General features: G+C 31.1%; 28 protein-coding genes and 1 pseudogene. 1 reads left to right on the forward strand and 28 read right to left on the reverse strand.

The window, feature by feature from the left end:
• A pseudogene (locus HMPREF3241_RS06600) lies at window positions 1-474 on the forward strand (transposase); the annotation flags it as partial.
• 71 nt (window positions 475-545) lie between these two features.
• On the opposite strand, the gene holA reads toward HMPREF3241_RS06600, so the two are convergent.
• The 28 genes from holA to alaS all read right to left on the reverse strand — a co-directional run bounded on the left by holA (window position 546) and on the right by alaS (window position 25,078).
• Entirely contained in the window at window positions 546-1,520 is a 975-nt protein-coding gene (holA, locus tag HMPREF3241_RS06605; RefSeq protein ID WP_002446575.1) for a DNA polymerase III subunit delta, read from the reverse strand.
• Window positions 1,521-1,564: 44 nt separating this feature from the next.
• Window positions 1,565-3,781 carry a DNA internalization-related competence protein ComEC/Rec2 gene (locus tag HMPREF3241_RS06610; RefSeq protein WP_070853558.1) on the reverse strand — a complete coding sequence of 739 codons (2,217 nt, stop codon included), beginning with the start codon at window positions 3,779-3,781 and terminating at the stop codon, window positions 1,565-1,567.
• Between the two features lie 3 nt (window positions 3,782-3,784).
• A complete protein-coding gene (locus HMPREF3241_RS06615; RefSeq protein WP_002440103.1) occupies window positions 3,785-4,246 on the reverse strand; it encodes a ComE operon protein 2 in 462 nt (153 codons plus the stop codon).
• A gap of 79 nt (window positions 4,247-4,325) precedes the next feature.
• A complete protein-coding gene (locus HMPREF3241_RS06620) occupies window positions 4,326-5,000 on the reverse strand; it encodes a helix-hairpin-helix domain-containing protein (RefSeq protein ID WP_002495728.1) in 675 nt (224 codons plus the stop codon).
• A gap of 58 nt (window positions 5,001-5,058) precedes the next feature.
• Complete coding sequence (locus HMPREF3241_RS06625) at window positions 5,059-5,778, reverse strand: class I SAM-dependent DNA methyltransferase (protein WP_002446579.1); 720 nt, start codon at window positions 5,776-5,778, stop codon at window positions 5,059-5,061.
• 2 nt (window positions 5,779-5,780) lie between these two features.
• Window positions 5,781-6,134: a ribosome silencing factor gene (rsfS, locus tag HMPREF3241_RS06630; protein ID WP_002446580.1), complete on the reverse strand. Its 354-nt coding sequence runs from the start codon at window positions 6,132-6,134 to the stop codon at window positions 5,781-5,783.
• Window positions 6,135-6,719, reverse strand: a complete 585-nt coding sequence (yqeK, locus tag HMPREF3241_RS06635; RefSeq protein WP_002475691.1) for a bis(5'-nucleosyl)-tetraphosphatase (symmetrical) YqeK — start codon at window positions 6,717-6,719, stop codon at window positions 6,135-6,137.
• On the reverse strand, window positions 6,706-7,281 hold the full coding sequence (locus HMPREF3241_RS06640; RefSeq protein ID WP_002446583.1) for a nicotinate-nucleotide adenylyltransferase: 576 nt from the start codon (window positions 7,279-7,281) through the stop codon (window positions 6,706-6,708). The genes yqeK and HMPREF3241_RS06640 overlap by 14 nt, the downstream gene beginning before the upstream one ends.
• Entirely contained in the window at window positions 7,281-7,571 is a 291-nt protein-coding gene (yhbY, locus tag HMPREF3241_RS06645; protein ID WP_002475687.1) for a ribosome assembly RNA-binding protein YhbY, read from the reverse strand. Before yhbY ends, HMPREF3241_RS06640 begins: the two co-directional genes overlap by 1 nt.
• Entirely contained in the window at window positions 7,571-8,380 is an 810-nt protein-coding gene (gene aroE, locus HMPREF3241_RS06650; protein ID WP_002446585.1) for a shikimate dehydrogenase, read from the reverse strand. Before aroE ends, yhbY begins: the two co-directional genes overlap by 1 nt.
• Window positions 8,381-8,395: 15 nt before the next feature.
• Complete coding sequence (gene yqeH / locus HMPREF3241_RS06655; protein WP_002446586.1) at window positions 8,396-9,496, reverse strand: ribosome biogenesis GTPase YqeH; 1,101 nt, start codon at window positions 9,494-9,496, stop codon at window positions 8,396-8,398.
• The gene (locus tag HMPREF3241_RS06660) at window positions 9,497-10,000 is read right to left on the reverse strand and encodes a YqeG family HAD IIIA-type phosphatase (protein WP_202595933.1); all 504 of its coding nucleotides are present in this window, start codon (window positions 9,998-10,000) and stop codon (window positions 9,497-9,499) included. It abuts the gene before it with no gap.
• Window positions 10,001-10,043: 43 nt separating this feature from the next.
• Window positions 10,044-10,730, reverse strand: coding sequence for a 5'-methylthioadenosine/adenosylhomocysteine nucleosidase (locus HMPREF3241_RS06665; protein WP_070853559.1), 687 nt, complete (start codon window positions 10,728-10,730; stop codon window positions 10,044-10,046).
• Window positions 10,731-10,928: 198 nt separating this feature from the next.
• On the reverse strand, window positions 10,929-12,173 hold the full coding sequence (locus tag HMPREF3241_RS06670) for an NRAMP family divalent metal transporter (protein WP_002446589.1): 1,245 nt from the start codon (window positions 12,171-12,173) through the stop codon (window positions 10,929-10,931).
• Between the two features lie 11 nt (window positions 12,174-12,184).
• A complete protein-coding gene (gene pxpA / locus HMPREF3241_RS06675) occupies window positions 12,185-12,937 on the reverse strand; it encodes a 5-oxoprolinase subunit PxpA (RefSeq protein WP_002495727.1) in 753 nt (250 codons plus the stop codon).
• A gap of 2 nt (window positions 12,938-12,939) precedes the next feature.
• The gene (locus HMPREF3241_RS06680; protein WP_002446591.1) at window positions 12,940-14,298 is read right to left on the reverse strand and encodes an acetyl-CoA carboxylase biotin carboxylase subunit; all 1,359 of its coding nucleotides are present in this window, start codon (window positions 14,296-14,298) and stop codon (window positions 12,940-12,942) included.
• 13 nt (window positions 14,299-14,311) lie between these two features.
• Window positions 14,312-14,752, reverse strand: coding sequence for an acetyl-CoA carboxylase biotin carboxyl carrier protein (locus HMPREF3241_RS06685; protein WP_002446592.1), 441 nt, complete (start codon window positions 14,750-14,752; stop codon window positions 14,312-14,314).
• Window positions 14,753-15,757 (reverse strand): 5-oxoprolinase subunit C family protein, encoded by a 1,005-nt coding sequence (locus HMPREF3241_RS06690; RefSeq protein ID WP_002446593.1) that lies wholly within the window; start codon window positions 15,755-15,757, stop codon window positions 14,753-14,755.
• Window positions 15,747-16,478 (reverse strand): 5-oxoprolinase subunit PxpB, encoded by a 732-nt coding sequence (gene pxpB / locus HMPREF3241_RS06695; protein WP_002446594.1) that lies wholly within the window; start codon window positions 16,476-16,478, stop codon window positions 15,747-15,749. The genes HMPREF3241_RS06690 and pxpB overlap by 11 nt, the downstream gene beginning before the upstream one ends.
• 486 nt (window positions 16,479-16,964) lie before the next feature.
• Complete coding sequence (gene greA, locus HMPREF3241_RS06700; RefSeq protein WP_002457767.1) at window positions 16,965-17,441, reverse strand: transcription elongation factor GreA; 477 nt, start codon at window positions 17,439-17,441, stop codon at window positions 16,965-16,967.
• A 30-nt stretch (window positions 17,442-17,471) separates the two neighbouring features.
• Window positions 17,472-18,095 carry a uridine kinase gene (gene udk / locus HMPREF3241_RS06705; RefSeq protein ID WP_002446596.1) on the reverse strand — a complete coding sequence of 208 codons (624 nt, stop codon included), beginning with the start codon at window positions 18,093-18,095 and terminating at the stop codon, window positions 17,472-17,474.
• Window positions 18,095-19,363: a peptidase U32 family protein gene (locus HMPREF3241_RS06710; RefSeq protein WP_002446597.1), complete on the reverse strand. Its 1,269-nt coding sequence runs from the start codon at window positions 19,361-19,363 to the stop codon at window positions 18,095-18,097. The genes udk and HMPREF3241_RS06710 overlap by 1 nt, the downstream gene beginning before the upstream one ends.
• 17 nt (window positions 19,364-19,380) lie before the next feature.
• Window positions 19,381-20,304 (reverse strand): peptidase U32 family protein, encoded by a 924-nt coding sequence (locus tag HMPREF3241_RS06715; RefSeq protein ID WP_002456168.1) that lies wholly within the window; start codon window positions 20,302-20,304, stop codon window positions 19,381-19,383.
• Between the two features lie 2 nt (window positions 20,305-20,306).
• Entirely contained in the window at window positions 20,307-20,942 is a 636-nt protein-coding gene (locus tag HMPREF3241_RS06720) for an O-methyltransferase (RefSeq protein ID WP_002446599.1), read from the reverse strand.
• Window positions 20,943-21,370: 428 nt separating this feature from the next.
• Complete coding sequence (locus HMPREF3241_RS06725; RefSeq protein ID WP_070853560.1) at window positions 21,371-21,679, reverse strand: DUF1292 domain-containing protein; 309 nt, start codon at window positions 21,677-21,679, stop codon at window positions 21,371-21,373.
• A 14-nt stretch (window positions 21,680-21,693) separates the two neighbouring features.
• Entirely contained in the window at window positions 21,694-22,122 is a 429-nt protein-coding gene (gene ruvX, locus HMPREF3241_RS06730; protein WP_002446601.1) for a Holliday junction resolvase RuvX, read from the reverse strand.
• Between the two features lies 1 nt (window position 22,123).
• Window positions 22,124-22,384, reverse strand: a complete 261-nt coding sequence (locus HMPREF3241_RS06735; protein WP_001830883.1) for an IreB family regulatory phosphoprotein — start codon at window positions 22,382-22,384, stop codon at window positions 22,124-22,126.
• Between the two features lie 63 nt (window positions 22,385-22,447).
• Complete coding sequence (gene alaS / locus HMPREF3241_RS06740; protein WP_002499787.1) at window positions 22,448-25,078, reverse strand: alanine--tRNA ligase; 2,631 nt, start codon at window positions 25,076-25,078, stop codon at window positions 22,448-22,450.

Raw genomic sequence — 25,078 nt, forward strand, 5'->3', positions numbered from 1 at the left:
AATTATATGGCAATTATAGATAATTTTAATCGAACGCCACTCATAACTTATGGAATGTTTAAAAAAGATAAAACTAAAAAATATAAAAGTGACATCTTCAATACTCGTAATTGGGATTATTACGAAATTAACGATGAATTCATTTGTCTGAACAATCAAAGACTAGGATTTAAAAGATATGCCTATCGTCATGATAAATATGGTTTTAAACGAGACTTTAAATTATATGAATGTGATGATTGTTCAGAATGTCCTCTGAAAAAACAATGTATGAACTTCAATTCAAAAACAAATAAAAAAATAATGAAAAATTATAATAGAGAACTAGGATTTGTGCTAATGGTACTTAATATAAGAGAAGTAACAGCTCAACGAGCTGAAAATAATCAAAAAAATTATAAAAAAGACAATTTCTATATTATTTCAATAGAAATTGTCTTTGTTTACTTATCCTGGGACTTTATGTCCCACACTCCTTTTATTCCTTTACAAGCAATATTTCTATTGTTGATAGGATATATTTTATATTTGCTACCTCAAACTTTTTATAGAGATAGTATGAATAATTCTAAAATAAGTTGTTTATCCATATAAGATGATTTTAGTTTGTAGTCAGTCTCTGCACAAGCGTTTATGATGTTAAACAAACTTTCTAGTTTATAATGACGGGATTGATTGAGTGCTAGTTTTACTCTATAAGGATGTGCATTTACAGTCTTTGCAATTTGTTGCCCACTATAGCCTTTTTGACTAAGAATTTTACATTGATAATATAATCTATAATTACTAGTAATTAATGCCAGTAATTTTATAGGTTCCTCTTTCATAATAATTAAGTCATTGACTAATTGTATAGCTTTATTCTTTTTACCTTTTTGAATGTATTCAGTTAGTAGAAAAACATTTTGCTCTAAACTTCTATTAATAATTAGATCGATATCTTCTTTATTAATTATAGGTCTTTCGCCTATGAATAAAATTAACTTTTCCAATTCTTGAGAAACAATATTATAGTTAACACCAGTTAATTCAATAAATAATTCAAGAGCATCTTGCTTAATATCTTTATAATTATTGTTTAGTGTATTTTTAATCCAATGCTTTAATTCCTTCTCAGACATTTGTTCAATTTTCTTAAGTTGTGCATTTTTCTTTAATGTTTTCGTGAGTTTTTTTCGCTCATCTAGTTTAGACTGATACACTTCAAAAATAATGAGATTTTCACCATCATATTTTTCTAAAAATTTTATAAGCTCGTCAGAATTGTGATTTAAATCTTTAGAAAATTTTTCTCCTGTAAAAACATATGAGTTTTTAACAACAATTGCTTTTTTATCCGAAAAAAAAGGCATAGTAAGTGTCTCTTCAATAATCGGAGTTAGGTCACTCTCGTACAAATTGTATTTTACATAATTAAAGTCATCTATCTCTTGTCCTAGATAATCATTAACAATTTCTTTTGTTTTTTTTTCGACTAATTCTGGTACTTCACCGTAGACAGTGAAGATATGGTTGCTCATACGTACACCTTCCTCTATATATCATACGCATGAATTATATCACTTTACGATATACTTTCTCTAGCTAAACTCTTTTGATTTAAAATATCACGGTAGACTATGTAAACTTCTTCATCTAAATTTATAGTTAATTCCCCGTTGTCTTGAGTATCAAAAACTTTACTACCATAATATTTTAATCTTTGGATAACATCCAAATTAGGTAAATGATACTTATTATTTTTACCACTAGATATAAGACTGATTTTAGGTTCAATATCTTTAATAAATAATTCCGAACTACTTGTCCTACTTCCATGATGACCAACTTTTAGAATATCTATTTTTGGTAAATTATATCTCTTCATAAGAATGTCTTCATTATTAACAGTTGCATCTCCCATCAGTAAAATATTAATATTATTATATTGAATTAATGTAACAATAGAATGTTCATTTTTATCATCACTTAATGGTATAAAACTATTTAAAAAGCTTATCTTACTATTATCAATTTCTATTTTTTTAACTTGGTTTACATCTATGATCTTTATCTCTTTCTCCTTGCATTTTGTCGTAACCTCTTTAAGTAATTCTAATGGGAAACTTTCAATATTTAAAACGAGATTATTCACATTAATATTATTTAAAAAATATATTAATTCACCCATATGATCGGCATGAGGATGTGTAATTACTAAATAATTTATAGTGGTAATACCCTTTTTCTTTATACTGGGTAAAATTTTATATTTGGCAATATTATTATGTTTAAAACTTACATTTTCATTTCTTTTCCCTCCTGTATCAATCAAAACATTTTTATTTGACTTTGTTTTGAATAAAATGCTATCTCCTTGGCCCACATCAAAAAGTGTTAACTCGGCATAATGTGGTCCAATTAAATGTGTAAAAATGATTAAAACAATTAAAAAACTTATTACGGATGTAACAATCCCTCTATAGACAAGTATGTAAAGAAAAATTAACGTTAGTATAATCAAAATAAGTAAACTATATTGGTTTAATTTAGGAATGTACCACTTAAAATGATTTAAATTTAAAAATAAATGAACTATCCAATCGTGAATTTTAAAAAGTATATTTATATAAGTATTTAATAGGAAGCTATGTTGAAAAATATGAATTAAAATAAAGTAGATAATGACAGAAGGAAATAATATAAAAGAGTAGAATGGAACAAATATAAAATTAGATAGCAAACCTATCCATTGAAATTGATTAAAATGATAGGTATTAATTACAATTGAACCTAATTGAGCCAAAAAGCTAATAATAAATAAACATTTAAGTGGTTTTAAACCACTTATATATGGTTTTGTCAATATAATAAATAAACTTATCAAAAAAGAGAACTGAAAACCAATATGATTAATAAATTGAGGATTTAAGACAATCATTAACATAAATATAAATGAAAGCACATGTATAGAACTTTTCCTAAAATGGATTGGCAACATAAGTATGATGATTGCAATTGAAATAGCACGCATGGCACTGGGTACAAATCCGGTATAAACAGCGTAGATTAATAATAGTAAAATAGTTACACCTTTAATGAGAACTAGAGGTATATTTAAACGAACTAACAGTTGATAAACGAGGACAATAATTGTACCAACATGTGTACCACTTATAGCTAGTAAATGGTAAATACCTATATCTCTGATGTTAGATTTATAGTATTCATCAATTAGAGAGGTATCACCTGTTATTAACGCTAATATTCTTTCAGGATGTGTGACTCCAGATTTATGAATAATTTTGGTGATATAATTTTGATGATGATATATAGGAGTGAAAATACTGTTTTCTTGGCAAGACTTAAATTGAACTGTTGAAATATTCAACAAGAGAAACTCTTTATCGAATTTAAATTCTCCTTTAACTCGACAACTTTTATGAGTTAAATCCTGCTTCAAATTTGACTTTAATGCTTTATAAAAGTATCTATAGTCTTTATTTTTATAATTTAATATGCCAGTATAGTATGTTGATTTAGGTGTAAAAGATTTAAAACTAACAAAATCATCAATAAACGGTTCACTATATAAACTATTTAAGTTTTTAATTTCAGTTTGGTTATAGGAACTTATTAAAAAAAATGAACTTATAGCTGAAATAAACATTAATGATAGTATTATAATATTAAGCCTTTTAATCATAATTAGTAACAAAAGAGTTAATATTAAGCAGATAGAGATTACTTTGAATTTTATCCAAAGTACCCCTACCAAAAAAGAAAGAGCAATGTAAAACATTGGTTATTCTTGAGTCAGATATTGAGCAACATATTCGGGTGAAAACGGAATTTTTTTATATTCAATTCCTGATTGCTTCAATAATTTAATGGCATAGTCATGATTATGATAATCTTGTGCATAGTAAATCGTTTTGATACCTGCTTGTATTATTGATTTCGTACAATTTAAACAAGGGAAATGAGTAACGTAAATCGTTGCACCTTCTGTTGATACACCCTGTTTTGCACATTGTAGTAGTGCGTTCATTTCTGCATGGATAGTACGTATACAATGTCCATCTTCAATCAAACATCCCTCATCAATACAGTGCACTTCTCCAGCTACTGAGCCGTTATATCCACCCGCTATTATTCTATTATCCTTTACGATTGTAGCACCAACTGATAATCTTTTACACGTTGATCTTAATGCGAGTAAATGACTCTGGGCCATGAAGTATTCTTCCCATTTAATTCGTTCCATTAACTATGCCTCCTTAAAATAAGTAGTTGTAATATTTATAGCTTAATCATTTAGATTTAATATTGCAATAAATGATGATTTAAATAGTAAAATGTTCTTTCAGTTTTTCAAATGTCTTCTTTCCAAATCCTTTTATTTTCATTAAGTCATTGATACTATTAAATCCATTATTTTTTTCTCTGTAATTTAAAATATCTTTAGCTTTACTTGGACCTATACCTGGTATGTTTTTCAATTGTTCTTCAGTAGCAGAGTTTAAATTCAAAGGTTGATTCGTGTTGATTTTTACGTCACTCGAATTCAATGCTGCTTGCTGTGAGTCTATTTTCATACTATTCTCACCCTTTTTAGGAACATAGATAAGTTTTTGGTCAACTAATTTTTCAGAAAGATTTAATTGTGATAAGTCTGCATCCTTTAATACCTCTGCTTTATTTAAAGCATCAATGACTCTATTCGAAGAAGACATTTCATATACATTCGGATGTTTAACAGCACCTTTAATATCGATAAATATTTTAGTTTCTTTTGTATTATCTTTTTGAATAGACACTTCTTTTTTATTTAACTTTTTGTTGTTTGTTATTTGCTGGTCAGATAATTTAGATTGTCCTTCCTGACTATTCTGTTTCAAATCACTATTGTTATCGTTGAACAAGTACAAAAAGAATGTTATTAACATTATTAATATAATTAAGATGTAAAATTTCCATTTCATAAAAAAGTCGATATATCGCCTATTAATATTAAACACAAAAAATCACTCCTTCAGTATTATTAACGTACTGAGAAGTGATTTTACTTTTAAAAATTTATTTTTTAGCAACAAAAAATAAACGATGGGCATCTTCTTCATGACTGTGAATGTTAAAGTCTGTAAAAGTTTTAACACTATGATACCCAACATCTTGTAGTAAATTTCGATAGATTTGTTCGTCATATGTTCTTTGATAATGTGATTCGTCAAAGCGTCGATACAATCCATTTTGCTGTGATACAAAGAAAGTCATTTCATGATAAACACTTAATGGTTCTTCCCCACATATTGCATCCCAACCTACAAAAACATTATCAGATTCATCAATATAACTTTTATTATTAAATAATGTTTTCATTTTATGAACAGTATGTACATCAAAAATAAAAACACCATTTTTATTTAAATGCTGATACACTCTTTCGAATGTCATTTTTACATCATTTAATGTTTCTAAATAATTCAGTGAATCACAAAATATTGTAATCATATTAAATTTTTTGTTCAAATTAAAGTGAGTCATATTGCCTTCGATCCACTTCACCTGATTTGTTTTTTGGCTAGCTATTGATAACATATCTACACTAATATCCATACCAGTAACTTCACCTAGTGACGTTAGTAATTGTGTTAAGTTGCCAGTACCACAACCAATATCTAACAAATCATGACTATCAGAAGGTAAGAAATGTTGAACAATATTAAACCACGAATGATACGGTTGATCTTGAGTAAGTTGGTCATAAACTAAACTCATATCTTCATATTGATTCATGACTAAAATACTGCCTGACCATATTCTTTAATAGGTGCATCTTGATACAATTTCTCTAAATTGTAGTAGCTTCTTTCATCTTTATGAAACACATGAACAACTACATTTGCTAAATCAATAAGTATCCATCGAGCTTCTTGATAGCCTTCCATACGTTTAACTTCAATATCATGTTTATGTGCCACTTCTTTAACAGATTTAGCAATGGACTGAACTTGACGTTCATTGTTACCGTGACAGACTACAAAATAATCTGTCATATCACTAATTTCATTCATATTGAGAGAAATAATATCTTCTGCTTTCTTATTCTCCGCAGCTTCGACAGCAATATTTAATAATTCTTCTGAATTCATTTAATCATCCTTTATTCTTTCATCGCTATAATTATAATAATTTAAACACGCAATTGTGGCGTCATATACAGTAATATCCTTTTCTATTAAAAATAATACAGTGCGCTTAGAAATCTCATAAATTGTCTTATCTAAGCTACCTTGATTGTATGCCATATCTCTAATTTCTTCAACTCCAGGCGTTTTTCTACCAGGCTCTATATAGTCTGCAATAAAAACAAGTTTCTCAGTTTTGGTCATTTGTTGACGTCCAGTCGTATGATATTTTATAGCAAGTAAAACTTCTTCATCATTTACACCAAATTCATGTTTCATAATTGCCGCACATACTGGTCCATGAAGAATCTCTCCACCATAACTAAGCAAATCACTTTCAAGGTCATATTGTCTAACAATTTGATACATTGTACTTAAGTCTTCGTATTTACAGTAATCATGTAATATACCTGCCAACTCAGCTTTTTTGATATCACCATCGTATATTTCTGCTAACTTAACTGCGGTATCCGCCACTCGTAATGAATGTTGATAACGTTTATCAGGCAGTTTTTCTTTTACCAGTTCTTTAGCTTTACTTATCTCCATATAACCCCTCCTCCTTTATATAATTCTCTACCCCTTTGGGTACTAAGACTTTTATAGATTGGTTCATTTTCACTCTATTTCTAATCATTGTGGAGCTGATATCTATTCGAGGTATCTTTATAGAAATCATCTCTTTACTTACATTTTGGTTATCAGTTTCTCTATTCACAACAATAAAGGTTACAAGTTTTTTTAATTCATTAATTTTATACCACTTATCCAATTGTTTATACTGATCTGTTCCAATAATAAAGTATAACTGTGCATTATGATATATTTTTCTGAGATGCAAAATGGTTTCATACGTATAGCTTGGACCTTTTCTATCTAAATCAGTAGTGCAAATTTCACCAAATCCAATCTCCTTAATAGCGAGCTGTATCATTTTTACTCGTTGTACAGAATATAATTGCGTATTATGATGCTTTAAAGGGGCCATATAACTAGGCAAAAAGAAAAATATATCTGGTTTAATAGCATGATAAACCTCACTTGCTACTGCTAAGTGAGCAGTGTGAATCGGGTTAAATTGACCGCCAAAGAGAACGATTTTTTGATTCATTATGGCAATTTGATTTCTTTATTTTCTTCAGACTCTTTATATAACACAATCATTGACCCGATTATCTGTACCAATTCACTTTGCGTTTGCTCAGCTACTAATGCTGCTAAATCTTTTTTATCATCAAAATTATTTTGTAATATATGAATCTTAATTAATTCTCTCTTTTCTAATGTTTCAGAAATTTGTTGAATCATATTTTCATTAATACCACCTTTACCTATTTGGAAAGTTGGATCAATGTTATGAGCTAAACTACGTAAATATCTTTTTTGCTTACCAGTTAACATCATAATTCTCCTTTCAATTCATGAATTACTACGTTTTTCATTGCTTCTATATCTGGTTCTAGATTAGTCCAAATTTTAAAACTTTCAGCACCTTGATGAACGAACATATCGAGACCATTATAGATTGGATTTCCTTTTTGTTCGGCTTCTATCAGTATTGGTGTTTTATATGGATTATAAACAATATCACTTACTAATGTATGAGAAGCTAAACGATTTAAAGAAATTACAGAATCTTTATTTCCGTACATACCAGCAGGTGTAGTGTTTATTATAATATCAAATTCATCTAAATGGCGTTCTGCATGGCTTAAATTTATTTTGTTAATATTTAACGACCAATTATTAAAACGAGACATCGTTCTATTTGCGATTGTTATAGTAGGACGAACGATTTTATATAATTCATTTGCTATGCCTTTACTTGCTCCACCTGCACCTAAAATTAATATATAAGCGTCTTCTATACCTTCATATATTTGCTTTAAACCATTGACATAACCAATTCCATCAGTATTATAACCAATCCACTTACCATCTTTAATTAAAACTGTATTTACCGCACCGACAGATTTCGCTTGTTCATTAATATCATCTAGGTACGGAATAATACGTTCTTTATGTGGAATAGTAACATTGAATCCATCAATGCCCTTTTCTGAAATTATTTTTTTAATGTCTTGCAATTGATTAACTGGTACATTTATCGCTTCATAAGTGCTTTCCAAATTTAAAGATTGAAAATTTGCATGATGCATCAATGGCGATAATGAATGAGAAATGGGGTTTCCAATTACTGCAAATTTCACTTTTATCACCTCATTTTAGAGAATTGAATTTCTTAAAATAACATCTACATGTTTTGGAACACGAACTATCACTTTTGCACCAGCATCAATAGTTATGAATCCTAAACCAGATATCATTATGTCACGTTTAGTTTTACCGGTTTCCAGTCTTACTGCTTTTACATCATTAAGATTAAATTGTTGTGCATCTTGAGGTGGTGAAAGCAATGCGCCTAATTGGGATTTCCATAAATCATTAGCTTTTTCGGTTTTAGTTCTATGAATATTTAAATCATTAGAAAAGAAACAAACAAGTGGTCTTTTACCACCAGATACATAATCAATGCGTGCCAATCCTCCGAAAAATAATGTCTGTTTTTCATTAAGTTGATACACACGTTGCTTTACTTCATTTTTAGGTATGATGATTTTCAACTCATTTTCAGATACATAGTTTGTCATTTGATGTGATTGAATGATACCTGGTGTATCAAACATAAATGATTTTTCGTCTAATGGAATATCTATCATATCTAAAGTTGTTCCTGGAAAGCGTGATGTAGTTACTACATCCTTTTCTCCCACACTCTGTTCAATTAATTTATTAATTAATGTAGATTTTCCAACATTTGTTGTACCTACAATGTATACGTCATCTTTATTTCTTACATGGTTTATAGATTGCAATAATTCATCAATCCCCCAACCTTTATTTGCAGAAATAAGAACGACATCTTCTGCTTCTAATCCATATTTACGAGCAGATTTTCTTAACCATTCTTTTACACGTCGATGATTAATTTGTTTAGGTAATAAATCTATTTTATTTGCCACTAATATAATTTTTTTATTACCAACAATCCTTTGTATTGCATTGATGAATGACCCTTCAAAATCAAACACATCTACTACATTGACAATAATTCCTTTTTTTTCAGATAGTCCAGTAAGTAGATTTAAAAAATCTTCACTTTCCATACCCACATCTTGAACTTCATTATAATTTTTCAATCTAAAACATCTTCTACAGATGACATCTTCTCGAAACATATTATGTTCTGGAACATAGCCGGGTGCGTCTTTATTTTCTGACTGCAGGGGTGCACCACATCCAATACATTTTAGTATTTCATTCAATCAATTTTCCTCCCATTTAATATAACCTTTTTTTCTAAAATGATTTAATAATCGTCTTTCAATTAATCGATTAAACTTTGTAATTAATCCATCAGTCCGTTTAACAGGTACTACCATAATTGTATATAAACCATTACAATTGCCACCAAACACATCAGTAAGCATTTGATCTCCTACAACAACAGTTTCTCTCGGTTGGATTTTCATTTTTTTTATAGCCATCTTAAAGGCTTTCCCCATTGGTTTACGTGCTTTGAATATATAATCTACACCTAAACTACTAGAGAAACTTGATACACGACTTTTATTATTATTTGACACAATTGTAACAGTTATTCCTAAATCTTTAGCCTTAGCAAACCACGATTTAACACCGTTAGTAGGTTCTTTAACATCCCAACCAACAAGTGTATTATCTAAATCAGTTATGATACCTTTAACACCACTATCGGCAAGTTTTTCTATATCAATTTCAAATATTGATTTCACATATGCATTTGGCATAAATAATTTTTTTATGATTCCCACTATCTTTTCACCTTTACCTTTATAATGATTCTACTAATAATGAAACTGTCTCACTAGATGATAAAGCTGCTTTATCTAAAAATTCTTCAAAAGAAATATCGGCTTTACCGTTTGCTAAGTCCGAAACAGCTCTAGTTACGATAAATGGTACTTTAAATTGGTAACATGTTTGCGCAATTGCAGTTGCCTCCATTTCGACAGCCATAGCTTCTGGAAATTGTTGCTTAATTTTTTGTCGCTGCTCTGAGCTACCTATAAAACTATCACCACTAACAATCATACCTACTTTACCATTCAGTTGTTGTTGTTCTAATACATGCATTGTTTTTTTCATCAATGTAGGATCAGTAGTATAAGTTTTAGGCATTTGAGGTATTTGTCCATATTCATAACCAAACGCTGTAGCATTAGCATCATGATATAAAACATGGTTACTCACTAATATATCTCCAATAGATAGTGTTTGATCTAATGCACCTGCTGATCCAGTATTGATGACGACTTCTGGATTAAATTTTTCTATTAACAAAGTCGTTGAGATAGAAGCATTAACTTTACCTATACCACTTTGTGTTAAAACCACCTCTTTGTGGTTTAGCGTGCCAACATAAAATTTAACATGCGCAATATTTATTTCATTCATATCATTCAATTTACGCTTTAAAATCGTCACTTCTTCTTCCATTGCTCCAATAATTCCTATCATATATCTTTTTACACCTCATTTATAAAGCATTAGCATAAGTATTTTATCACATTTTAAATATCTCCACGATAGCGAGTTTTAAAGTATGAATGCTTAAATCACTATGATTAAATAATATCTCTTCTTATTTATAATTAAAAACTACCCTGCAATTGATTTAAAAACAGTTGCGGGTAGTCATTGAACTTTATTATACAATTAACCTTTCCAAAGACTTGCTAAATCTTGTAATGAAAAAATACCAGTCATTATCGTGACAATGACGGCTATAATACCAAAAACAAGCATCCATGTTGGGTGTTGGTAATCACCAACGATAGATTTTTTCCTACTTGCAATGAGAATTGCACCTAATGTGATTGGTAGAATCCAACCATTAATTGCTCCAGCTATTATAAGTAAACTCACCGGTTTACCAATAAATAAGAAAATAAAAGTTGAAATTACAATAAATATAATAACGATAAGATTATTTTTATGGAATAACGATTTGTGTAGTGTTTTTAAAAATGTTGCGCTAGTATATGCAGAACCAATTACGGAGGACATTGCTGCTGCAAATATTACTACACCAAAAATATTTTTGCCTATAGGACCTAATGCATGTTGGAAAACCGATGCTGGTGGGTTATCTGAACTAAGCGTAACGCCAGTTACAACAACACCTAGTACAGCTAAAAACAATAAGGTACGCATAACACCAGTTGTTAAAATACCTGCTATAGCAGAGCGATTTACGAAAGGAAGGTATGTTTTACCTTTTATACCAGAATCTAGAATTCTATGTGCACCTGCAAAAGTAATATAACCCCCTACTGTACCACCAACTAATGTAATTATAGGTAATATAAGTTTGAAAGGATGTTCAGGTGCAAATGTATGTACTAATGCATCTCCATAAGGGGGATTTGAAACGACCATGACATAAGCTACTACTAAAATCATTACGATACCTAGAATCATACTAATAATATCCATTATTTTCTGACCACTTCTACTAACAAAGATAAGAATCGCAAAAATAGATGTTATTGCAGCCCCCCATTTGACATCAAGACCAAATATTGCATTTAAACCTAAACCTGCACCAGCAATATTACCTATGTTAAATGCGAGACCTCCAAATGCAATTAGAATGGAGATAATAGTACCAAGTCCAGGTAATACTTTATTAGATATTTCTTGACCACGTAAACCAGTTACCACTAATATTCTCCATATATTTATTTGAGCGCCTATATCTATAATAATAGAAATTAATATTGCGAATGCAAAACTAGCATAAAATTGTGCAGTAAACACTGCAGTTTGAGTCAGAAATGCTGGACCAATAGCTGATGTAGCCATTAAAAAAACTGAACCATATAATAATCGTCTATGTCTTTTTGTGAATTTAAAATTTTGTCCATTTTGATTGAAATCTTGTTTTGTATTTTCCCCCATCTTTTGACCCCCTATAAGGATTGAATATCAATGCCTTCTTTCATTAATTCATTTCTAATTTCTGTAACAAATTCTAATGCGTGTTCACCATCTCCATGAACGCAAATTGTATCTGCTTTCAAATCGATAATTCTTCCATTTTTACTTACAACTTTATTTTCCAAAACCATTTTTAATGCTTGTTGGATTGCTTCGTCAGTATTAGTGATAGTGGCATCGGTTTTTTTTCTACTTACCAATTGACCGTCATCTTCATAACGACGGTCAGCAAATACTTCCGAAGCTACCCTAAGCCCCACTAATTCAGCTTCCGAAATAAGTAATGTATTCGCTAAACCGACAAATATTAAATTTGAGTCGAAATCGAAAACTGCTTGAGCAATTGCATGTGCAATTTCTTTATTTCTAGCCCCCATTTGATAAAGAGCACCATGAGGTTTAACATGCATCATTTTTACATGATTGATTTTACAAAAGCCACTTAACGCACCTAATTGATATACAACTAAGTTATAAATTTCATTTGGAGTAAGATCCATTTTACGACGACCAAAGCCTTTCAAATCTGGAAGACCTGGATGCGCTCCAATACTTATATTATTTTTTTTCGCTAATTGAACGGTTTCATTCATAACATCTTCATCACCTGCATGATAACCACAAGCAATATTAGCAGAAGTTATTAATGGTAAAATATGCTGATCTCCACCGAATGTATAATTACCGAAAGCTTCTCCTAAATCACAATTTAAATCAATTTTCAACTTCATTTCACCTCTTTAATGATTTGATGTTTTTCAAGAAATTTAATATCTACTTTACTTGCATCGCCTTTTGCATATATTGGATAATTTAAAACCGCATATAAAAAGTCAGCTGTAGTAGTAAAACCTTCGATGACCAGTTCATCTAACGCAACTTTTAGTTTATTAATAGCAGTTTGTCTATTAGAATCCTTTACAATCACTTTAGCTACAAGTGAATCATAATAAGGAGAAACTTGATAACCTGTGTAAAGTAAAGAATCTACACGTATATTAAATCCTTGAGGTAAGTGTAATTTATTAACTTTTCCTGGGGTAGGTAAAAAATTTTTTTCAGGATTTTCAGCATTTATACGTGCCTCAATTACATGACCATTAAATAAAATATCTTTCTGGGTGAATGGTAATTCACCGTGTGTTAATAAATATAACTGAGCTTGTAATAAGTCTCTATCAGCACGCATTTCTGTAACAGTATGTTCAACTTGAATACGAGCATTCATTTCAATAAAGTAATGTGCATCTTCAGTAACTAAAAATTCTATTGTTCCAGCACTACGATATCTTGAAGCTTGAGCTACTTTAACTGCATCACTACATATTCTTGTTCTTCTTTGTTCAGTTAATGCAGCACAAGGCGCTTCCTCTATTAATTTTTGATTCTTTCGTTGAACAGAACAGTCACGTTCACCTAAGTGAACATAGTTATTTTTACCGTCTCCGATAATCTGCACTTCCACATGTTTTGCTACTGGAATGAATGCCTCTACATACACTCGATCATCATTAAAATATTTTTGTCCTTCACTTTTAGCCTCTTTCAATGCCTGATCCAATTGAGATGCTTCTTTAACAATTCTGATACCTTTCCCACCACCACCACTAGCTGCTTTTAGTACAACTGGAAATCCAATTTCTTTGGCTAATAATTTAATTTCATCTACACTTTGAACAGCATCATTAGAACCCGGTATAACAGGTACACCTGCTTGTTTCACAGTTTGTCTCGCAGTAATTTTATCTCCCATCATTTCCATAGTTGTCTTACTTGGTCCAATAAAATGTATATGGTTGTCTTCAACGGCTTTCGCAAAATTCGTAGATTCCGATAAGAAACCATAGCCAGGGTGAATAGCATTTGATTCTGTAACTTTTGCAGCAGATATAATACGATCAATATTTAAATAACTGTCTAATGGATTTGCTTCACCTATGCATATTGCTTGATCGGCTAAACTTACATGTAAGCTGGTTTCATCACCTTTTGCATAAATGGCAACTGTCTCTATGTTAAGCTCTCTACAAGCTCTTATAATTCTTACTGCTATTTCGCCTCTATTTGCAATCAAACATCGATACATCAATGAATTCCTCCTATTTAACTCTAACTAGTAGCTGATCATATTCAACATTGTCTCCATGTTCTACTAATATTTCTGTGACCTCACCTGAAACATCCGTAGTTACTTCATTCATAACTTTCATAGCTTCAATGTAACCGATAACATCTCCTTCAGTTACTGTATCGCCAACTTTAATCTTAGGTTCTGTTAATTCTTTACTATCTTGTAAGAAGAATGTTCCAACCATAGGAGATTTAATCTCTTGCTGGTCATTTGATATGGCTTCTTGTTTTTCATCATAGGATTTAATATTATCTTGTTGAATATCTTGAGATGACTGTTGTGAATATTGTTGAGATGCTCCATTAGTAAAATCAAGTTCTATTTCATTATGAGCGTCCTTATACTTAAATTTTTTTACATCATTAGCTTTTACCAATTTAATGACTTTCTCAATTTTTTTAATATCCATTTATCTATCCTCCTTAATTATTTCTGCAATTTTATTAGAAGTATGTCTAATATGATTTAGGTTAAACAATGGTTGCTCATCAAAACGCTTTAGTAATTGTTCAAATTTAGACTTAAATTCTTTAAGCTTTTTAGAAGCTTCTTCAACAGTTATCCATTCAAACTGTATAATGTCTCCAGGCTTCATCTGTGCTAATTTTCTTAAATCTAATTGTGTTACCGTTGCAATTTTTGTATAACCACCAATTGTTTGTTTATCATTTAAAAGAATAATGGGATTACCGTCGTTAGGTACTTGAATACTTCCCAAAGCGACAGGTTCAGAAATGATATCAGCACTATTTTTAGGTGCTACTGTATTACCTTTTAATCTGTATCCCATTCGATCTGATTGATCAGAAATTTTGAATTCACTATTAACGAATTTAGCTATCGTTTCTTCATCAAATTCATTGATTTGAGGTCCTTCAATGACGTGTATGTAATTATTATCAGGTATAGATGAAAAATCAATTGTTTTTCCTAAATTAGTTTTATAGTTATGATTAACTTGAGTTGCAATAACATCGTATTTCTTTAATGCACGACCTTTAAATCCGCCCATTCCACTCCTAACATGTGTAGAATAGCTTTGAGCCACTTTATCAATTTTAAGTGGGTGTCCAAAAACAATATATCCTCTTGCTCCTTCAGTGATTTGACCAATGTCTAATTGATCTCCGTTTCTCACATGATAAACGGTTAGTAAATCAATTTTGTTACCATTAAGTTTCGGTTCTGAATTACCACCGACAATGGCAAAAGTATTGTCTGTTAAAAATTCTATGTTGGGACCTACTAACGTATATTCAATTGCTGGTCCTTGATTTCCGATAAGTTTTTGTGCAATAGAAAAACTATAGTAATCTAAAGCACCTGCTTCAGAAAATCCTAAATCCTGATACCCAATTCTACCTATATCTTGAATTGTTGAAAACAGACCAGGCTTTAAAATTTTAATACTCATCTTGATATGTCACCCACTTATCTATATCAAATTTTCCTTTATTAATATCGTTTGATATTTTTTCAAACTCTTGATAATTAATACTATAAAATTGTATGTAATCACCAGCTTCATATAACGTCATTGGTGACCTATTTAAATCGAAAACTTTTATTGGTGTGCGACCAATAATCTGCCAACCACCAGGTGAGTCCATAGGATATAAACCTGTTTGATTATTTGCTATTCCAACAGAACCAGCGTTAATTTTGATTCTAGGTTCAGATCGTCTAGGTGTGTGCAACTTAGCATCTAATCCACCTAAGTAAGGGAAACCCGGCATAAACCCAAGCATATAGATTAGATAAGGTTGTTGTGTATGTATTTGAATAACTGCTTCCTGACTTAATTTATTAACGTTAGCTACTTCTGATAAATCTGGACCAAAATCTCCACCATATAATACAGGTATATGAATGATACGCTGTTTAAAATGTGATTGTTTTCCACTGTTCAAACCTTCATCAAATTCTAAATTTTCTAATAATTCAGCTCCATTTATCTCTGAGTTATCAAAGTAAATTAGAATAGCACGATAAGAGGGTACAATGTTTGTTATTTCTGATAAATTTTTCGATTTTATGTATTGAATTGTTTGTTGTACCTTTTTGAACGTAGATTCACTAATTTCATTTTCAAAGTAAATCATAATTGTTTGTTCATTAATAAATTGTGTCCTCAAAACAAAATCCCTCCTTTTAAAAATACTAAGGAATTATTTGTTACAACAATTTTATTGTACCATTGCAATAAAGATGTTGTTTAATAATTAATTCAAATAGCTAATAATAACAAATAATAAATTGAATTAAAGTTATTAGGTTATCTTAATTATTGCAAACTTCTAAACATTAAATTTCTATTATCATTTAATCATATTGATGACAGTTTGTCATACTGTGTTGTATAAAACCTCATCAAACATATGTTTAAACTATTCTCAAATTACACAAAAAAACCTGAGACATCAAAAATAGTCTCAGGTTTTAAAGTGCATTGAAGTGTAATCATAACTATCAAAATACAAGAATAACACTTTTTAAATGATATATTAGAATCTTATATATACAAGGTTCTACTCAAAATTTCTCTATATTACTATCCGGAATTGAGTTTAGAAAGTAATTCAATGATTTTTAAGTTTGACTTCCCTCATTTAGTAAATTATTTACTTAATTTCAACGATTTTAACGTTCATTTCGCCACCGTTAGGAAGTGGAACACGTACTTGATCATTTAATCCTTTACCAATTAATGCTATTGCCATTGGAGATTCGTTAGAAATTTTTCCTTTAAATGCGTCAGCTTCAGCAGACCCAACGATTTGATAACTTTCTTCTTCATCTCCAGGTAATTCAATAAAAGTAACTGTTTTACCAATTTGAACTACATTGTTATCACCGTTATCTTCAATGATTAAAGCATTTCTAATCATGTGTTCAATACGTTGTATATCTTGTTCAATAAAGCCTTGTTCATCTTTAGCAGCATCATACTCAGAGTTCTCAGATAGGTCTCCAAATGAACGGGCTACTTTTATTTTTTCAACTACCTCAGGTCTTTTAACCGTTTTTAACTCTTCTAATTCTTGTTCAAGTTTCTCATAACCTTCTTGAGTCATAGGATATTGTTTTTGGTTTTCCATAAATCTCATCTTCCTTTACTATAAAAATTACTATTTTTTGCTTACGAGTGATTGGATTTTAGTAGTCATAATATCTATGGCAACTTTATTGCTGCCTCCTTCAGGAATTATGATGTCAGCATGCTTTTTTGTAGGTTCAATAAATTGCTCATGCATAGGTCTAACTACATTAAGATATTGATTAATTACTGATTCCATTGTACGACCACGCTCTTTAGTATCTCTAGTAAGTCTGCGTAAAATTCGTAAATCAGCATCAGTATCAACATAAATTTTCACATCCATCATGTCTCGTAATGTCTTGTTTTCTAAAGCAAAGATACCTTCTACGATAATAACATCTTTTGGATCAAATGCAATTGTTTCTTTACTACGTGTATGTTGAGAATAATCATACGTAGGTACCTCAACTGGTTTGCCATTTCTTAAATCTTTTAAGTTATGAATAAGTAAATCATTATCAAATGCAAACGGGTGGTCATAATTTGTTTCAAGCCGTTCTTCAAATGTTAAATGTGATTGATCTTTATAGTAATAATCTTGTGCTAAGAGTGCGACACTATGACCTTCTAAATTCTTCATAATTGCATTTGTAACTGTAGTTTTTCCAGAGCCCGAACCCCCTGCAATGCCAATAATCGTTGTCTGATTCATTAGCCAATTTCCTTTCTCATCATGTTGTTAGAATAAATAGGCTTATCTACTTTAATCTGTACAATTTGTAATGGATGACGTGCTGCATCTAAAGAATTACCTTCTTCGTCGTAAATCGCTTCAACAACTTGTTTAAAACTATCAATTTCTGGGCCGAAGAACTCAATTTCTTGTCCTGGTTTAAAATGATTTCTCTGTTGTATTGTTGCTAATTGTGTTTCATGGTCATAATCTAGCACGAGGCCACAAAAATCATAAGATGACTTTTTAGACTGTTCTTCACCAAACATTTGCTCTTCATAACCAGGTGTACCTTGAAAGAAAGCTGGTGCTGTGTCACGATTTGCACATTTATTTAATTCCATTAACCATTCCGGTTTTATTTTAAAGTTTTCGGGGTCCTCAGCATATGCATCAATGACTTTACGGTATACAGAAACAACTGTGGCAATGTAATGTATAGATTTCATGCGTCCCTCAATTTTTAACGAATCGATGCCTAATTCCATCATTTGAGGTATAGATTCTATTAATTTTAAATCTTTAGGACTCATTGCAAAAGGAGTAACATCACTGTTGTCATAATATAAATCTAGGTCTCCATCACTATCAACTTCAAGTAAATCATAGTCCCATCGACAACTCTGACAACAACCACCTCGATTAGAATCTCGAGCTGTCATATGATTACTTAAAGTACAACGACCAGAATATGCGATACACATTGCGCCATGTATAAACGCTTCTATTTCAATATCGACTTTTTCTTTCATTTCACTCATTTCCATTGCACCAGTTTCACGTGCAAGTACAACTCGGTCTAATCCTTCTTGTTTCCAAAATTCAACAGCTTTATAATTTGAAAGAGATTGTTGCGTTGATAAATGAATTTCTAGTCTAGGCGCAACTTTTTTACAAGTTTCTATGATAAGAGGATCCGCTACTATAATACCTGTAGCACCTGTAGATTCAAGGTTTTGCAAGTACTCTTCTAGTCCCTCCATATTTTCATCATGTGCAATAATATTCGTTGTAACATAAATTTTAGCGCCATAATGATTAGCGAAGTCTACACCTTCAGCAATCTCTTCCATAGTAAAATTATCAGCATTAGAACGTAATCCATATTCTTGGCCACCTAAAAACACTGCATCTGCACCATAGTGAACAGCAATCTTAAGTTTCTCTAAGTTACCAGCTGGTGCAAGTAGTTCAGGCTTTTTCATTATCTTTTGGGTCTTGGATTTAACTTCTTCTAAAGTTTTCATTTTAATGATAAGCCTCCTTAATATACTGTTTGTTTATACAAGAAACCTTCGTCGAATGGACGATGTTCAGGTTGTATTTCTTCTATAGGATCAACGAGCATAAATTTTTCATCTTCATATGCATCCGGATCTTCATTAAATAAATCTATAGCTTCTCGATATTGCTCTGTGACTACATTTATATATTCTTCACTTTGTAAAATACCATCTATTTTAAACGCGTCTATCCCTGCCTCAAAAAAAGGCTCTAATTCTTCTATTAAACAGATATCATTTGGAGACATGATGTGCGTACCATTATAATCTTCAAAAACTGGATATTTATTATCTCTTTCTTCATCGTATAATAATAAGTCTCCATGATCATGTTGGCGTTCTATCTTCATTTGTCGCTCTTGGAAAGTGTAATAATTTCCTAATAGCATTCTTTTGGATTGAAACATACAAGTCATACCATGAACTTGAACTTCTATCTCTACATCAGCATGCTCTTTAATATGAATTATTTCATCTAAACTAAGTTCTCGAGCTAATACTGCTCTATTTGCACCTTTTTTCCCCCAGTAATTACATTGAAAGTAATTCGTTACAAGAGTTTCAGCATCCCAATTTAATGGAATTGGATGCTCGTGTTGTTTAACATACATAACGACAGCTGGATCACCAAATATAATGCGATCTACTTGAATATCATGTAAAAAGTTAATATAGTCTTCCAAAGCATCTAAGTGGTAATTATGGAAAATGCCATTCACAGCAGCGTATACTTTTTTGTTATTTTTATGGGCTAATGCTACAGCTTCTTGCATAGCATCACGATTAAATTCTCCCGGCAGTCTTAAACCAAATTTTTGTTCACCAATAACAAATGCGTCTGCACCTTTATCTATTAGTGTTTCCATATGAGTTATTGACTTAGGAGTAACTAATAATTCAACCATAGTCATTCTCCTTTTATAGATATTGCTAATCCATCATCCATATTTATAAAGTTTGTTGTAAATTGAGATTGCTCCATCAACCATTCATTGTACTGTTGCACTTTCTTAACCATTTGTTTCACATTTCTAGAACGAACAACGTCTATATTTGAAACAAATCCATGATATAAAACATTATCAGTAACTACAATTCCACCTTTTTTTAATAACGGTGTATATAGTTGGAAGAATTTCTTTGATTGTGCTTTAGCTGCGTCGATAAATATCATATCATATTGTTTGTCATTGACTTGTTCAAATGCATTCAAAGCATCATATTCAATTATGCGGATTTGATTCTGGTATCGATACTTATTTATGAACTTTTTTGCAAGATGAATCATGTCCTCATTTCGTTCAATTGTTGTTACATTTATATCTTTAGAAATATTAGCGAATTGCATTGAACTATAACCAATGGCTGTACCAATTTCTAAAATATTTTTAGTTCTATTCATTCGAATGAGTTGTCTTATCAAATCAAGTGTTAATTTATCAACAATAGGAACTTGATTTTCTTCGGCATAAACTCTAAGTTCTTCGATTTCAGTATCAATTGATTGATGTAATTGTGTTAAATATTTTTGATTTGAATCCATATCATTAAAACTTCCTTCATCATTAACAATTGCAAAAACAAAATAAATCAGCCCATGTATTGATTATGTTGATAGTTAATCAATGAAAATGACTGATTATGATAGTAATTCTTCTATACTTTTATATTAGAAGTAAATATGAGTATTCATAGAAATTAACTTTAGACATTTTACCATAATTCAAAGATTTTTATAAGAGGCAATTATACGAATATGTCTTTGAGCACTATTATTAGTAGGGTAAACTCAAATAATTCTAATATTAAAATGCCTGGGACAGCTTTGATTGTCTCAGGCATTTTGAATGTAATTTAAGATGGTAACTAAGTTAAAAATTTAATAATATTAAACTTTCCCTCTCAATATAATTCCTTGATAGAGGAGACCTAGAAACTCAATTACATTTCTCATACAACATCTTATAAAGATTATTCGTTAATCTCAGTATTTACAACTTCTTCAATCATATCCCACTCTTCATCTGTTTCAATAGGGACTAATTTCCCTCCATCACCAGACTCATCAGGTTCATTTATCATTGGTACAAGTTCAATCATGTCTTCGTCATCTGATTGTGCACCTTCTTCTGCAAGAACGACATATTCTTTTTTGAATTCTGGATGATAAAATTCTAACATTTTACGGTATAAAACTTCATTTCTGTTTTCATCATATAACGTAAGTAATTCCTCTTCATTATTTATTGTTAATTCTGCATCGGGATTATGTTCTGTCATTTTCATTTTCTCCTTTATTGAATAGAATCTAAATAGCCTTGTAAAATAAATACAGCTGCCATTTTATCTATTACCTTTTTTCTTTTTTGTCTTGAAACATCAGCTTCAAGTAAAGATCTTTCAGCAGCCATTGTACTTAAACGTTCGTCCCACATAACAATATCAATAGAAGGGACAGACTCTTGTAACTTTTCTTTATATTTTATTGAAGCCTCTCCACGAAAACCTATTGAATTGTTCATATTCTTGGGTAAGCCAATAACAACAGTTCCAACTTGATTATCTTTAATAATCTTCACGAGTTGATCAATTCCTAAATCCTCTTGTTCTTCATTGATACGGAGTGTGTCTAACCCTTGAGCAGTCCAACCCATAAGGTCACTTATAGCAATGCCAACAGTTTTACTTCCAACATCTAGTCCTAAAATTTTATGCTTTAGCATATTAATTCTTAGACTCTTTTAAATAGTTTGAAACGAGTTCTTCCATAATTACATCACGGTCTATATGGCGTATTTGGTTTCTTGCTTCATTTTGACGTGGAATATATGCAGGGTCTCCAGATAATAAATAACCCACAATTTGATTAACTGCATTATATCCACGTTCTTCTAATGTACGATGGACATTCTGAAGAACTGATTTGACATCTTCCTTAGGAATTTCTTCATAACTAAATTTCATTGTTTTATCAAAATTTTCCATATACGACACTCCTTCATAAGCGTATTCTGACTCACTTTAATTCTACACCATTATTTATTGGAGTTATAGATTTTTAATGTAATCTTTAATAAAGCGTAATGCTTCTGTTATTTTTTCAGGTTGGGTTCCGCCACCTTGAGCCATATCAGGACGGCCGCCACCTTTTCCACCAATAATTGGTGTCATGTTTTTGATAAGATCTCCAGCTTTCACTTGATTTGTAAGTGATTTTGGTACTGTAGCAATTACAGAAACCTTTCCATCAACTTGTCCGACTAACACTATAATAGTATCTTGAAGTTTAGATTTAAAGTCATCCATAATTGAACGTATCGCTTTTGGATTTGGAATTTCTACTTCTGTTGCTAAAACTTTCAAATCATTAATTAACTCAACCTGTTCTTCAATGTTCCCCAACTTTAGTGATGTGATTTCTTTGTTGCGTTGTTCTAATTGTTTAAGCAGTTCTTTTTCTTCTTCTTGAAGTTGTTTAACTTTTTCAACTACTTGGTTATCAGATTTAACTTTTAAATGATTTTTAATAGTATTAAATTGAGTTTCAATTTCTTCAAGGTGTAAGAATGCACCTTTACCTGTTAAAGCTTCTATTCTTCTAACACCAGCGCCTGTTCCAGATTCACTCACAATCTTAAAGAGACCGATTTCCGCAGTATTATTCACATGTATTCCACCGCACAATTCTATTGAAAATGGTGCCATATTGACAACGCGAACAATATCTCCATATTTTTCACCAAATAAAGCCATAGCGCCTATTGATTTGGCTTCTTCAATACTCATTTCTTGAATACGGACATCGATAGCTCTCCAAATTTCCTCATTTACTCTACGTTCTACTAAATTAATTTCTTCTTGTGTCATAGGACCAAAATGTGAAAAGTCAAAACGTAGTCTTTCAGGTTCAACTAACGAACCAGCCTGATTAACATGATCTCCTAATACTTCTTTTAAAGCAGCATGTAGTAAATGTGTAGCACTATGATTTTTTTGAATAAGTCGTCTATCCTCTTTGTTAACACGTGCTTCAACTTTCGCGTTCTGTGTTGCTTCGCCAAATTGCACAACACCTTTGTGTAAGTTTTGGCCATTAGGTGCTTTAGTTACGTCAGTTACATTTATTTCAAAGTTCTCATTACCAACTGTTCCCTTATCTGCGACCTGTCCACCACTTACTGCATAGAAAGGCGTTTCTCTTAAAATAAAGTAAATTGTTTCTCCTGCTTCAGCATGTTTGACTTCTTCACCATTGTATATGATATGAGTTAATAATGATTGATAGTCCGTAGTTTCATACCCAACAAATTGACTATCATCTTGAATATTTTTTAGTACTTCACTTTGAACTTGCATTGATTGAGAATTCTGTCGAGCTTGTCTAGCTCGATCTCTCTGTTGTTGCATTTCCTGCTCAAAAGTAGGCATATCAACAGACAAATTTTCTTGAGTTGCTAATTCTTCAGTTAATTCTATTGGGAATCCATAAGTATCATATAACTTAAAAGCATCATGACCTTTAATAACCTGATCACTATTCTTCGCTTCTTTTATCAGTTCATTTAAAATCGTAAGACCTTCCTCAAGCGTTTCATGGAAGCGTTCTTCCTCTGATTTAATGACACGTTTAATAAAGTGGGACTTGTCTTTGACATTTGGATAATATGGTTCCATGATATCAGCGACTATATCAACAAGTTTATACATAAATGGTTCATTAATTCCCAATGATTGGCTAAAGCGTACTGCTCTACGTAATAATCTTCTTAATACATATCCTCGACCCTCATTAGCTGGTAATGCGCCATCAGCAATTGCGAATGAAATTGTTCTAATGTGGTCTGCGATAACTTTAAATGCAACATCTTGTGCATCATCAATTAAATATTTTTTTCCTGAAACATGTTCTACTTCCTTAATTATAGGCATAAATAAGTCTGTTTCATAATTTGTTCTTACATTTTGTGAGATAGAAGTCATACGTTCTAATCCCATGCCAGTATCAATATTTTTGTTTGGTAGTGGTGTGTAAGTATTGTCTTTATTGTGATTAAACTCACTAAACACTAGATTCCAGACTTCTAAATATCTTTCGTTTTCACCACCAGGATACATTTCTTCAGCAGAATCATCTTTTCCATAAGCCAATCCACGATCATAGAAAATTTCTGTATTCGGTCCAGATGGTCCTTCCCCGATATCCCAAAAATTGCCCTCTATTCGAATAATACGACTTTCCTCTAAACCAATGTCTTCATGCCAAATTCTATAAGCTTCAGTATCTTCAGGATGAATAGTCACATATAGCTTCTCAGGTTCCATGCCCATCCATTTATCACTTGTTAGAAATTCCCAAGCAAATTCAATCGCTTCATGTTTAAAGTAGTCACCGATTGAAAAATTACCTAGCATCTCAAAAAAAGTATGGTGGCGAGCAGTAAAACCGACGTTTTCTATATCGTTTGTTCGTATAGCTTTTTGAGAATTGACAATTCTTGGTTTTTTAGGAGTTTCACGCCCGTCAAAGTATTTTTTTAAGGTAGCTACACCAGAATTGATCCACAATAATGAATCATCATCGATAGGTACAAGTGGTGCAGATGGTTCAATCATATGGCCCTTTTCTACAAAGAAATCCAAATATTTTTGCCTAATTTCACTAGCTTTCATTTTTTTCAT

This window comes from Staphylococcus sp. HMSC34G04 (assembly GCF_001838765.1).
Classification (GTDB): domain Bacteria; phylum Bacillota; class Bacilli; order Staphylococcales; family Staphylococcaceae; genus Staphylococcus; species Staphylococcus epidermidis.